Raw genomic sequence first — 13,292 nt, 5'->3', positions numbered from 1 at the left:
CCCTTGACCTGGCAGAGACTCACTTCACATTCACGGAAAACGGGTGGGGAAGGTCGAACGTTGTACACTTTTCCTCTTGTTTCCCACTATTAATGACTCGATGTTTTGGATAAATAGCTCCCCCTGGAACTTCCCCATACCCAGGTGAGAGGAATCCTGCGGCGGTGGGCTGGCTGGTTCGGGCGGGCGGGAGGGCTTAAATTCCGGGGACGATTCCGCAGGAGTGACTAGAGAGTCTTAGGCAAAACCGGGATTCCCGCAGGAGATTTTTTCGGCAGTCCGGGCCGAAAAAAAGTGAGCATGGGCAGAGAATGCACATCAAGCATTCTTTGCACATACGAACGGTGCTCCGGCGGGGATTCCGGTTTTGTCTTAGACTCTCTTCGCGACGGAGGTGTCCCCGGAACTTAAGCCTCCCTCCCGCCCGAACCAGCCAGCCCGCTGCCGCGGGATTCCTCTCACCGTCCCCCCGCCACCTCACACTTTCCGACTTGAATCACTTTAAGCTGAAGTCCAAGCGCTGCACCCCTAAATCCCAATTTTACCCCTATTCATCCAACGTCTTCCGCCCCAATCTCACATCCTCCATCAATTCCGCCATATCCTCGGTAAGATGGTTAAACAGATAATTCTTATTCCCCTTATGTGTCCCCATATAAGTATTTCTGATTTCAATATTGGCCGCCTGTATCTCTTCCCTGAGCCCTGCAGCGGACAGCCGGGCTGCCCCCTGTCCGAGGATAATTACCTGTTCTAGGGCATCCGAAGTGGCTACAGTGACCTGGTGTTTTCTACCAATTTCATGCGCCACTTTTTCAATATATTGATCCGCCGTCTCTGCCTCTTTGGTATATACCACATGAATATTATGGTATTTTAATACCTCACCCTGATTCCCCTCTACTTTGTAAGCGTCAAAAACCAGAATCAGTGTATTCTTTTTATATCCTTGATAATTGCACAGAATATCCATAAGTTTGTTTCTGGCTCCCTCAATATTTACTTCTGCCAGCTCTTTCAGCTCGTCCCATGCAAAGATAATATTATACCCGTCGACAAGAAGGTACTCCTTTTGGCTGTCCGGCTTCCTCGGTCTTCTTTCCTTTTCTCCTGCCCCGGAAGGGACATGATTTCGATTCCAGGCATTTTTTTCCCGTTTTATGGGTCCGAACGTACGGACAAAAATCTCCTCCAGTTCCTTTTCATTCTGCCAGCTTTCACGAAAACCGGATCCGGAAGAAACGGATAACTCCGGAGGATACTCCTCTTTTTTTTCCTCCTTTAATCTCCATCCACCATCCACATGCATATATTCGGGTACCTGGTCCCAGGGTACCACAAACCCGGCTCCATGAGAACAGAAGACTGACCCCGTAGGATTCTCAAGATCTGCCTCCGGCTCATATCCAATGGAAGCAATTACCTCCTCTGCATTATGGCATGGTTCGTAGCCTTTCAGACTGCAGAATAATCTTCCGCTTCCTCTGGTATAGGCGATCACTTCTCTCTGGTATCCACCCATGGCGGACACAGGTGCACTGCCCAGAATCACTGCAGAGCCCTCCTCAAGCTCCGGAGGGGAAAAACTGCCGTACATCTTTTGAATATCAGACAGAGCCCGTCCCACCTTGTCGGCGGGCACCTCCAGCCGGAACTCATAGACAGGTTCCAGAAGGATGCTCCTGCCGCTCATTAGACCCTGCCTTACCGCACGGTACGTAGCCTCCCGAAAATCACCGCCCTCTGTGTGCTTCTGGTGCGCTTTCCCAGCCACCAGAGTAATTTTCATATCGGTTATCTCTGAGCCGGTGAGCACTCCCTTATGCACTTTTTCCCTCAGATGGGTCAGGACTAATCTCTGCCAGTTTCTGTCCAGCATATCCTCACTGCAGACCGTGTCAAATACAAGCCCTGCACCCGGCTCTAAGGGCTCTAACAGAAGATGAACCTCTGCGTAATGACGGAGAGGCTCAAAGTGTCCGATCCCTTCCACCCGGGTTTCCAGTGTTTCTTTATACACAATACTGCCCTCGCCGAAGGACACTTCTATGCCAAAACGTTCCTGTATCATGCTCTTTAAAATCTCTATCTGTATCTCGCCCATCACTTGGGCCCGTATCTCATCCGTACTCTTTTCCCACACGATATGAAGCTCCGGTTCCTCTTCCTCCAGCTGCCGCAGCTTCAGAAACATACCATGTACATCACATCCCTCAGGAAGAAGAATCTGATATGTCAGCACAGGCTCCAGAAGAGGTGCTTCTGAGGCGGACTCTATCCCCAGTCCCTGACCGGAATACGTCCGTCCAAGTCCTGTCACTGCACAGACAGAACCCGCTTTCACTTTACTTACTGTCTCATAACCCGCCCCAGAGTAGATTCTGATCTGATCCACCTTTTCCTCCCATCTTACACCTGACCCATCTTCTCCACCGGCAAGCAGATCCTTAACCTTCAGGCAGCCCCCTGTCAGCTTCATATGAGTCAAACGATTCCCCTGGGGATCTCTGGATATTTTATAAACCTTTGCTCCAAACTCTTCGGGATAAAAAGGGCAGACCATATACTCCTCTAATCCACTCAGAAGTTTGTCTACTCCCTTTATTTTCAGGGCAGATCCGAAATAACAGGGGAAAACTTTTCTCTCGCTTATAAGCTTGGCAGTCTCCCTGGAAGTTATTCTACCGGTTTCCAGGTATCTCTCCAGAGCAGTCTCGTCACACATCGCCAGGTTCTCCATAAATTCTTCCTGGTCCTGAGTCTCTCCAAAATCCAGGCATCTTTCGTCAAGCTTTTCTTTCAATTCCCCCAGAATTTTATCCCTCTCTACCCCATTTTGATCCATTTTGTTCACAAATAGAAAGACCGGTATTCTGTAGTGTTTCAGCAGCCTCCACAGTGTCTGCACGTGTCCCTGGACTCCGTCGGCGCCGCTAATCACAAGGATGGCATAGTCCAGAATCTGAAGCGTCCGCTCCATCTCTGCCGAAAAATCCACATGCCCCGGAGTATCCAGAAGCGCCACTTCTATATCCCCAAGCAGAAATTTTGCCTGTTTCGAGAATATGGTAATGCCCCTGGAACGCTCCAGTTCGTAAGTATCAAGAAAGGCATTCTGGTGATCCACTCTCCCCATCTGCCGAATACTTCCGCTCAGGTACAAAATACTCTCTGCCAGTGTGGTTTTCCCTGCATCCACATGGGCCAGCAGACCGGCACATATATGCTTTTTATGATTTTCTGGTTTATTTTCTGATGCATCGTTCATCGAAAATACCCCTTTCTTATGCTATAATGCCATAGATTATAGCATAAGAAAGGTCATAAGTCGACAACCTATAAAAACGCGTGCCATCAGACACGCGTTTTTAACTCTATTCATCGTAAGTATTTTTTCAGCAGGCGGGTTAAGTCTTTGATATCAACAGGCTTTGCAATATGAGCATTCATGCCGCATTCCATGCACCGTTGGATGTCCTCTGAAAAAGCGTCCGCAGTCATGGCAATGATCGGAACCGTTGACGAATCCGGACGCTCCAGTCCTCTGATTGCCTTTGCAGCCTCATACCCTGTCATATTGGGCATCCGTATATCCATGAGAATGGCATCGTAATATCCCTTGGGTGAATCCCGGAACTTCTTCAGACATATCTGTCCATCCTCCGCCCATTCTAGTTTCGCGCCCAGGTCGGACAGCAGTTCCCTTGTAATCTCCCAATTCAGTTCATTATCCTCAGCAAGCAGGATACGCCGATCAGACAAATTTATATTTTTCTCCAATACCAGGTCTTTTGCTGCATCACCCCCCATATACGGGCGCAAGCCATAAAACAAGGTTGATTTAAACAACGGCTTGGAAATAAAACCGCTGATTCCTGCCTCTCTGGCCTCTGTTTCAAATTCACTCCAGTCGTATGCAGAAATAAGCAGAATAGGGATCTCACTCCCTAAATTACGCCGAATCTCTCTTGCCACCTGAAGGCCGTTCATATCAGGCAGTTTCCAGTCTAATAGAATAATCTGATAATCGTCTCTCCTTTTATGGCGATAGTTTGCCAATTCCACCGCCTTTTCTCCGCTCAGTGTCCATTCTGCCTTAATTCCAATGGAGCGCAGTGCGCCTGCGGCGGTTTTGCATAACAATTCGTCATCGTCAACTACCAGCATATTCCATGGCGGAAGTACCATATCCACCTCTATTGCAGCAGCCTTTTCAAAATCTGCCGTGATATGGAATTCCGTACCTTTTCCAGGTGCGCTCTGTACATCGATAGTTCCTTCCATCGCATCCACAATATATTTTGTGATTGCCATTCCCAAACCGGCCCCCTCGGTTTTATGCACCCTGTTGCCGTCCGCGCGGCTATAAGATTCATATATTTTTTTCAGAAATTCCGGTGACATGCCGATTCCATTATCCTTAACATTAATATGAATTCGCACAAAGTTATCTCCCTTTGGAGATTTTTCCTCTGACAGAGATAGCTGTATAGAGCCTCCCTCAGGTGTATACTTAGTGGCATTAGACAAAAGGTTAAGCAAAATCTGATTCAGACGTACCCCATCGCACCACACATTTTCGGTCAATATATTCTCAATATGTACATCAAAATATTGCGCTTTTGCTTTCACCTGTGGCTGCATAATACTAACAATCCCTTCGGTAACCTCTCTCAAAGAGATCTGCTCTGTTGTTAAAGTCAATTTGCCGCTTTCAATTTTCGACATATCCAATACATCGTTAATTAGCCCTAAGAGATGTTTACTAGACAGTGTGATTTTCCTCAGGCAATTCTTCACCTGTTCCCGGTCATTTATGTGTGCCGTGGCGATTGCAGTCATCCCTACTATTGCATTCATAGGTGTTCGGATATCATGACTCATATTAGCTAGAAATTCACTCTTTGCTTTACTTGCCTCAATGGCCGCCTGACGCGCCTGCCTCAGCTCCTGCAGCTGCATACGAGTCATGGAAAAGTACCGGATAAAAATTAAGGTTAAAAGGATCAGCACAGAAATGCAGGACAGCAGTGTAATGACTATGCGCTGAACACTCAGACTGTTTATAGTCTCGTCCAATACCCCATAAGGCATTACCCCAACTAAATACCATTCAGAATAAGGCAATGGCATACCATAAATTTGCCGGTCCTCACCATTTACTTTAAAAATTGCACTGTACTTTTGATCGCTTTTCAGTGCATTAGCAAACCTTTCAAGCTCCCTCTCTGAGAGTAATTCATTTGTCTCAGAATTATGCTGCTTCTGCAGCAGACGAAAGCATTCCCACAATTCAGTATTAGAATTACGTATTACAAAGCTGCCATCCGGCCGTATAATATGATAATACGTGAGCTGCCCTTCGTCCTCTAAGGAAAGAAAATCGGTGATATAATCCAGAGGAACAGCCGCTATCAGACCGATGCATTCCTCGCCGTTTTGCATCGGATAATCAGCCTCAACTCCAAACAATACCACTTCATTTCCAACTGCATCAACCCCGACAGCAACTCTTTGTTCTCCCTGCTGTAATGCCTCTACAAAGGGGGCGGGATTAATTGGCTGTATGGACTCTCCATAGAGTGTTTCAAAGTTTCCCTCCTTAGAACAAATAGCTAAATAGTCAAATCCTCTCACCTGCGCTCTGTAAACAAGTTCTTCATATTGGCTCTCTCTGTCGTTGTTCTCTGCTGAAACCACAGATGTAATGCCCTCTACCTGAGCAAAGCGCAGTTTAATAACATTTTCAAAATGTCTGGACATTTGCTCATTCATTCCTGCCATATAGATTTCTCCAACTTCGTAAATGGTCTTTTTGCTTTTCCGATTCATATAGACTCCCAGCAGGCCAAAAGCCACTACACTAAAGATCAGAAGTCCAATGAAGCTGCAAAGCAGAAAGTGCGTTGTTGGATTCTTATGTTGTCTTCTGCTCATTGATGCTATTCCTCCCCGTAGGTCTGTTGGCGGTACAGAGAGCTGACCTTTTACGGGTGAGCAGTCTGTCATAGTCTATTTTGTTTCTCATGCTTCGAATATATTTATCCTCTTGTTCTAGGGAGATATCTCTTAGCTCGGCTTTAACCGCATCCGCTGTTTCCAGGAGACATTGGAGCAAAATTGGATTAAAGGTTCCGCATTGTCCTTCCAAAATCATTGTCAATGCTTCGCCATATGTATAAGCTTTCTTATAGCACCGCTCGCTGATTAAGGCATCGTATACATCTGCCAGGGAAACCACCTGGGCTGAAATGGGTATTTCATCCCCCACTAATTTATCCGGATAACCGGTTCCATCATATCTTTCGTGATGCCACCGGCAGATTTCAGAAGCCACTTTGACAAGAGGCAGCTCTTGCTGTTCAATGGGTAATTCCGACAGCATTTCCGCACCGATTGCCGCGTGGGTCTTTATCACTTCAAATTCATCCCCGGTAAGGCGCCCAGGCTTATTCAAAATAGTGTCTGAAATTGAAATCTTACCAATATCATGCAGGGATGAAGCGGTGCTAATCAACGTAATATCCGCTTTCGACAAGGGATATCTGTCTGTCCGCTGAACCAGATGCTTCAGCAGAAGCTCTGTGATGGTGTTAACATGTACTACATGCAAACCGCTTTCCCCATTGCGGAACTCCACAATATGAGACAGAATTGAAATCATTAGCTTATTATTTCTCTCCTGCTCACTAAATTGTTCTGTAATAATATTTTCGAGATGACGCTGTCTGGCATACAGAAGCATCGTGTTGGAAATACGGCGATGAACAATTGCGGAATCAAACGGACGGCTGATATAGTCAAAGGCCCCCAAGTCGTAAGCACGTCTTATATTTGCAGGGGAATCATCCGCAGAAATCATAATAACAGCAAGTGTGTCGTTCCAGTGATATCTGTTTATATAGGACAGAACCTCAAACCCATCCATCTCCGGCATCATAATATCCAAAAGAAGAAGCGAAAAATCCATTCTGTGCTGGGATAGAAGCGCTACTGCCGCTGCACCGTTATCTGCCTCCACAACCTCATATTGATCTTTAAGGATATCAGCCAAAAGAGCTCTATTTATTTCTGAATCGTCTACGATTAAGATTTTTTGCTTATCCATTATTCTTTAATCTCTCTCCTGTGATAATACGGTTTTATTATAAATTCATTCTGTGTGGTCTCGCAATAACCATATTGGATAGGTATACATATAGCTGTGGGTTTTTTACTGACAATTTATCCTATACAGAGTATAATAAAATAAGAATGGACAGGAGACAAATTATGGAACCCCAAGAAACCAAGTTCTCATTTATCTATCATGAAATTAAGCAGCTCATTATAAATGGCCAGATTCCTCCCGGTAATCGTCTGCCATCCTCAAGGATGCTGTGTAATCAGTACCATGCAAGCCGCTATACGATTAACCGTGTTCTCGAGGTATTGAAAGATGAAGGATTTATTGATATAAAGCCGCGCCTTGCCCCAATCGTTCTCTCAGGAAAGAGTGCTTCGAGGGCCGGGGACATGGAGTTTGACATATTGAGAAAAAGGGAGAGTATTGTACAGCTATATAAAACCTTTGGGTTACTATTACCGCCCCTTCTGGTTTTTGCCTCCCAGAATTTAAACTTGGAGATAATGCCTCATTATAAACAGGCATTAAAAGCATCACGCCTTGGTCTTTCCAGAGGCGGGTGGAGGCCTTCTTCTAAGTTTATAAAAGAGATATTGGAAATTGGGGGAAACCCCTTGCTTGCTAACCTATTTTCCACCTTTGAGCTTCATAATAATCTAAGTTTTTTTACAGAGGAATGTCCTTACTTTTTAGAAACCTTTCTGGGGCCCTCCCTATCCAATGCAGATGTTCTTGTAGATATTTTGAAAGGAAACGACCCTGCTGTTAAGCATAGACAGTTAGCACATTTATTTCAAACACTTTCCGATTCCATTGCAGCCACTTTGGAGCACTTAGCAGGTATAACCTCTCCATGTCCTGCGCCCTCATCTGCTTCCTTTTTATGGAGACCAACGCGCGGAAAAGACTACTTCTACACAAGAATCGTCAGCGATTTGAACCAGAAAATCGGCAATGGCGAATATCCCTGCGGAACATATCTTCCTTATGAGAAACAATTAGCGCACCAGTACGGGGTCTCTGTATCCACAATCAGAAAAGCATTAGGAGAACTAGCGCAGAGAGGTTTTGTAAAGACATTAAACGCTAAGGGCACTATTGTGATCGAACCGGACGATTCCAGGGTGAATCAGGTGCTTTCTAATCCAAGACGAACAGAAGAGGCACTCCAATACCTTTATGCACTGCAATTGCTGGCATTAATGATCGACTCAGCAGCTTTGATGGCGGCCCCCAAGTTTACTTCAAAAGAATTGGACGAATTATGTGATACATTCGCCCGCCAGGATACCATTTGTATCATTGATATTTTCGAGGCAATTTTAAAACATATTGAATGGAAGCCTCTCCAAACTATATTGACAGAAGCATTCCGCCTTACGGAATGGGGTCACTATATCGCATATTATGACACGAAAAAGCAAGTGCTTCAAAATCTCAACGAACAAATTATTGAAGCAGTTCAGCACCTGCGGGAAGGCAATGCAAAGGCCTTTGCGTCTGGCATTAGAGATTGCTATCGTTATACATTAGAACATGCCAAGAAGTATATGATTAAAAAATACAATTTTCTCCGGGTATCTTCGATTCGGATTCCGGAAATATATTAGGTGTTATCCACACTACACTCGCCACTCAGACCGGTTGCTTTGAATATACGGACATAAATCAATGTCCGCTGGATGGTTTCCAACACGATCCGGTAAAGCACCTGTACCCGGATAAAGTGGATTTTACAGGAGCCGGTGTTGCTCTTGTAGTTGGAGCAGACAAAATGGTTCTGGATGTCGTCCTTGTAGGTCTTGCAGGTACAGAGGTACAGCTTGGCCCCGCAGTCGGCGCAGTAAAGAAGCCCGGAAAAGATACTAATTCTATGTCAGCTTCCAATTCTGGCTCTTTGTCTGTAACTTCACCATACGAGCGTAGAGGCCGTTTTGTTCCAGCAATGTTTTCGGCGCGCCTTCTTCAGCCACTGTCCCTTCCGAAAGCACCACGATCTTGTCAGCTCCGGCCACGGTGCGCATCCGGTGGGCGATCACCAGTACGGTCTTATCTGCAATCAGGCGGGAGAGGGCCGTTTGAATCAAGGTTTCATTCTCCACATCAAGGGAAGCGGTTGCTTCATCCAAAAGAATAATCGGCGCGTTTTTCAGGAAAGCTCGAGCGATGGAAATTCGTTGCCGCTCCCCGCCGGAAAGCTCGCAGCCGTTTTCCCCAATGTTGGTATGCCAGCCTTCCGGCAGCTTTTCGGCAAATTCATCCACATTGGCAAGTTTTGCAGCGGCTAAAACCTGTTCATCAGTAGCGTCCTTATTCCCAATTCGTATATTTTCCAGAATGGTATTGTCAAACAGGGTAACATCCTGAAACACAATAGAGAACAGGGAAAGCAGCGCCTCCGGGTCAATTTTGGAAATATCCATGCCTCCCACGGAAATCCTTCCTTGGCTCACATCCCAAAACCTTGCCGCCAGCCGCGACACCGTAGTCTTGCCGCCGCCGGAAGGCCCAACCAAAGCCGTGACTTCGCCCTGTTTTGCAGTAAAGGAAACATCCCTTAGTACGGTTTCTCCCGTGTTGTAGGCAAATCCTACATGGTCAAATGTAATATCATAGCCTTTGTTGAAAAGCCTGTTCTCTCCCTGCTGAATCGGATGAGCGAGGATTTCATTCATGCGGGCGATGTTAGTGCGGGTGCTGATGACCGCCGCCAGATTTTGCAGCGCCCCTTGCAGCGGATCATAAAGCCGTGAGACAACCAGCAGAAACAGGAAGAAGGTCAACACATTGAGGCTGCCTCCTATAAGCAGGACAGATCCTATCAGTGCAACAGTGGCAATTCCCAGCTTTAATACCAATGACGCGGACACCACAAAGGCAGCCAGCCCGAACTCATTTAGAATGGAGCGGTGTTCCACGGCGCGAATTTTCTTTTCCAAGCCTTTCAGGTATTCCTGTTCGGCATTGTTGGCCTTCAGGTCACGCACTGTTTCAATGCACTCCTGAATCCCGTCCGCACAGGCCATCTTTACATCCATGGCTTTCTGATTGAGACGTTCCTGCACATTTGCGGAGAAGCCTACAATGGCAAAGGCCACAGGCAATACCCACAGCGCCGCTAATGCCATGCGCCAGTCGAACACCAAAAGACTGATGGAAATTAAAACAGTGGAGATGATGGAGCCTGCCAGTTCGGGAATGAAGTGGGAAAAGCTCTGCTCCAAAAAGGTGCAGTCGGCCATGATGGTGCTGGTGAGGTCTGCCAAATCCTTTTTTCCGAAGAAGGACAGCGGGATCTTCCGCAGCCGTTCAGCCAGCGTAATTCGCCGCACACCGCTTTCCCTATAGGTGGCAAAGTAAGTGGCGTTATACTGAATGTAAGTAGTGAGCAAGATCAAGCCAATGCACACCACACAGCCCACGATGTAAAAGATAAGTTTTTCACTCGGAACACCGTCATTCATCAAATCGCCCACTAAAAAATACAGCAGGCCCACCGGGAACATAAAGGAAAGGTTTTGCAGCACACAGGCCAGACAGCCTTTCACCAAATCCTTGGCCCCCTGCTGGGAGAGGGCATATCGTTTTTGCAGCCATTTTATCATGTTTATTGTACCTCCTTTGCAACCTTCCACTGAACGGAAGTTTCATAGTCCTGCCACATGCGGCTAAAAATACCACCTTTTTCCAGTAATTCCCGGCTCTTGCCGCTCTCTGTGATCTGTCCGTCCTCGACGACATAGATTTTGTCTACGCCAGCCACGGTAGAGAGCCGGTGGGCAATCATAATCACCGTTTTCCCCTCGGACAACTTAGAGAAGGCGGACTGCACGCGGGATTCATTATCCGGGTCGGCAAAGGCGGTCGCCTCGTCAAGAATAACGATAGGCGCATTTTTCAGCATAACGCGGGCGATGGAAATCCGCTGCTGTTCGCCCCCTGAAAGGTAAACACCCTTTGTGCCAATCACGGTGTCCGCACCTTGGGGCAGCTTTTCCAGAATATCGTCGCACTGGGCGTTGTGGAGTGCAGCCATGATTTCTTGCCGGGTGGCATCCGGCTTACCCATGCGCACATTTTCCAAAATCGAGGCTTTGATAAGGCGGCTGTTTTGGAATACAAAAGAGACGGTATTCATAAGTTCCTCTTTCGGAATTTTCTTCACATCCACGCTACCTATTTTTACAATGCCGCTCTGCGGGTCAAAGAACCGGCAGATTAAATTGGCAAGAGTGGTCTTGCCCCCGCCGGAAGGCCCCACAAAGGCCACTGTCTGCCCTGTGGGAATCGAAAGTGAAATATCCTTGATGACCTCATTTTTTCCATCATAGCTGAAATGAATATGACTAAGTTGTACCGAAGCATCTTTGGGGCACTCGGGCTTCTCTGGCTCCGCAAGGGGCCTGAGATTCAGCACGCTGTCAATCCGCTGCAAAGCGTCGTCCACAATCATGGCGTTTTCGCTCTGGAACATGATACGGGTGAGGGTGACGGAAATGATGGGCGTAATGATAATATAAAACATCAAATCCAGCAGAAACTCCTTGGTAACGCCGCCTTGGGTAAAAATCAGTCCACCGGCAATCAGCGCGGCAAAGACTCCATTGATAGCCGCCGTGTAGAGCATCATGGGCGCACGAAGCTCCTTGGTATAGGCAATCACCCACGCTTTATACCTGTCAATGGAATCTTTGAACTTTTTGAAAGAGAAGATGGTCTGCCCGAAGGTTTTAACCACGGGAATCCCTCGTACATACTCCACCGCTTCATTGGACATATCATCAAGGGCGTTTTGATATTCTTTCATTTTATCCTGCATCCGCTGTCCGGTCATCGCCATCATTATTAAAAATCCCAGTACAACCGGAACGAGGCTCAAAAGTCCCAGCCGCCAGTCGAACACCAGCAGCAGGATGAAAAGGCCGCAGGGCGTGGCGATAGCGTTGGCGCGGTCAGGAAGCTGATGGGCTAGATAGGTTTCGGTGGCAGCGCTGGATTCGTTGACAATCTTGCGCAGCCTTCCGCTGCCGAACTGCTCTGCAAATCCCAGCGGCAGCTTAACAATATGCTCCATAGTTTTAAGGCGCAGGTTGGTGGCAATACGGAACGCCCCTTTGTGAGAACACATCAGTCCCGCAATGTAGACCAAAACTGCGATTACCGCAAACAGTACCGCCATCCATCCATTATGGGTCAGATTTTGCGCACGGCTAAAGTCCGGCGCAGCCTTAAACACTTCCCGAATAACCTTCCAGATATAGTAGAAGGGCACTAACGCAATAAAGGCGCTAATGGCTGAAAGCACCCAGGAAGCGTAGGTCAGATATTTGTGGTTGCCTGCAATCTGTAGCAGGCGTGACAGATTGGATTGTTTTTTCAAAGAAGATTCCTCCTATCTTTTATTTATGATAAAGAGAACACGAGTGCGTTCTTCTTATATCCTCGTAAGTTAGTCATCACTAACCAAGGGGTAAAAATTATAGGACGCTACTGCCCCATAATTTTCATCCATCCGGCTGTATAAAAGGCTCGCATTTCCTTCACATAGTTTTCTGCGTTTTGAAGCGGCATCTCGTGGATTATCAGTTCAAAAAAGGTGTGAAACATGCCGGTAATCAGAATATGCTCCAGCGTAGAGTCAATTTGCGGGGCAGGCCGCCCCAATTCTTTCAAAACCTTTAGATAGGCGTGGGTGCCTTCAACCTCAATTTCCACCATTACATCAACAAGGCCGGAAAACTTTGTACCTTCCGCACAACAGAGAATCAGTTTACATTCCTCTAAATGTTCATAGGCATAGTGGAGCATATCAAACATACAAGCGCCGGAAATATCGCTCATCACTTCCGGCTGTCGCTCGTGGGGAAGATCGGCAAATTCCTTCTGTGCTTTTTGAAAGCAGTTAAGCAGATACGCATAATGCTCACCTACCAAAGCCTCGAATAGTTCTTCTTTGCTTTTGTAATAGCCATAAAAGGCTCCCGTAGTCATGCCGACAGATTTGACGATATTCCGCAGGGAAGCATCCTTGTAGCCCTTTTCTAAAAACTCTGCTTTTGCTGCCTGATGGATTCGGTTTAAGGTTGTCAAATTTCCATTTATTTTACGCGCCCCCCAACATAACACTGTTATATATCACTGTTATATTATGGCCTGAAAAGTAGAT

Annotated in this window: 7 protein-coding genes and 1 pseudogene; 1 reads left to right on the top strand and 7 read right to left on the bottom strand. The window is 46.7% G+C overall.

What is annotated here, in order from left to right; all coding sequences use genetic code 11:
• Positions 1-547: 547 nt before the first annotated feature.
• The 3 genes and pseudogenes from GKG41_RS12060 to GKG41_RS12050 form a co-directional block, all read right to left on the bottom strand.
• Positions 548-3,268 carry a TetM/TetW/TetO/TetS family tetracycline resistance ribosomal protection protein gene (locus tag GKG41_RS12060; RefSeq protein WP_154258945.1) on the bottom strand — a complete coding sequence of 907 codons (2,721 nt, stop codon included), beginning with the start codon at positions 3,266-3,268 and terminating at the stop codon, positions 548-550.
• A 110-nt stretch (positions 3,269-3,378) separates the two neighbouring features.
• Positions 3,379-5,937 carry a response regulator gene (locus GKG41_RS12055; protein ID WP_154258943.1) on the bottom strand — a complete coding sequence of 853 codons (2,559 nt, stop codon included), beginning with the start codon at positions 5,935-5,937 and terminating at the stop codon, positions 3,379-3,381.
• A gap of 40 nt (positions 5,938-5,977) precedes the next feature.
• A pseudogene (locus GKG41_RS12050) lies at positions 5,978-7,108 on the bottom strand (HD domain-containing phosphohydrolase); the annotation flags it as partial.
• Positions 7,109-7,272: 164 nt separating this feature from the next.
• Here GKG41_RS12050 and GKG41_RS12045 point away from each other — a divergent pair.
• Positions 7,273-8,736: a GntR family transcriptional regulator gene (locus tag GKG41_RS12045; protein ID WP_154258939.1), complete on the top strand. Its 1,464-nt coding sequence runs from the start codon at positions 7,273-7,275 to the stop codon at positions 8,734-8,736.
• On the opposite strand, the gene GKG41_RS12040 is transcribed toward GKG41_RS12045, so the two are convergent.
• The 4 genes from GKG41_RS12040 to GKG41_RS12025 all read right to left on the bottom strand — a co-directional run bounded on the left by GKG41_RS12040 (position 8,733) and on the right by GKG41_RS12025 (position 13,216).
• Complete coding sequence (locus GKG41_RS12040) at positions 8,733-8,990, bottom strand: zinc ribbon domain-containing protein (protein WP_256282553.1); 258 nt, start codon at positions 8,988-8,990, stop codon at positions 8,733-8,735. The genes GKG41_RS12045 and GKG41_RS12040 overlap by 4 nt on opposite strands.
• A gap of 7 nt (positions 8,991-8,997) precedes the next feature.
• On the bottom strand, positions 8,998-10,731 hold the full coding sequence (locus GKG41_RS12035) for an ABC transporter ATP-binding protein (RefSeq protein ID WP_154258937.1): 1,734 nt from the start codon (positions 10,729-10,731) through the stop codon (positions 8,998-9,000).
• 2 nt (positions 10,732-10,733) lie between these two features.
• Positions 10,734-12,506: an ABC transporter ATP-binding protein gene (locus GKG41_RS12030; protein ID WP_154258935.1), complete on the bottom strand. Its 1,773-nt coding sequence runs from the start codon at positions 12,504-12,506 to the stop codon at positions 10,734-10,736.
• A gap of 107 nt (positions 12,507-12,613) precedes the next feature.
• The gene (locus GKG41_RS12025) at positions 12,614-13,216 is read right to left on the bottom strand and encodes a TetR/AcrR family transcriptional regulator (RefSeq protein WP_154258933.1); all 603 of its coding nucleotides are present in this window, start codon (positions 13,214-13,216) and stop codon (positions 12,614-12,616) included.
• Between the last annotated feature and the right edge of the window lie 76 nt (positions 13,217-13,292).

It is taken from the genome of Lactonifactor sp. BIOML-A5 (assembly GCF_009677585.1).
GTDB lineage: Bacteria > Bacillota > Clostridia > Lachnospirales > Lachnospiraceae > Lactonifactor.
Note: the sequence above shows the minus strand (reverse complement) of the source record. Positions and strands in the feature narration are given on the sequence as shown.

Excerpts from the sequence above, each read along its gene's own strand:
- GKG41_RS12055 (WP_154258943.1), bottom strand. The coding sequence starts at position 5,937 with ATGAGCAGAAGACAACATAAGAATCCAACAACGCACTTTCTGCTTTGC.
- GKG41_RS12035 (WP_154258937.1), bottom strand. The coding sequence starts at position 10,731 with ATGATAAAATGGCTGCAAAAACGATATGCCCTCTCCCAGCAGGGGGCC.
- GKG41_RS12060 (WP_154258945.1), bottom strand. The coding sequence starts at position 3,268 with ATGAACGATGCATCAGAAAATAAACCAGAAAATCATAAAAAGCATATA.
- GKG41_RS12045 (WP_154258939.1), top strand. The coding sequence starts at position 7,273 with ATGGAACCCCAAGAAACCAAGTTCTCATTTATCTATCATGAAATTAAG.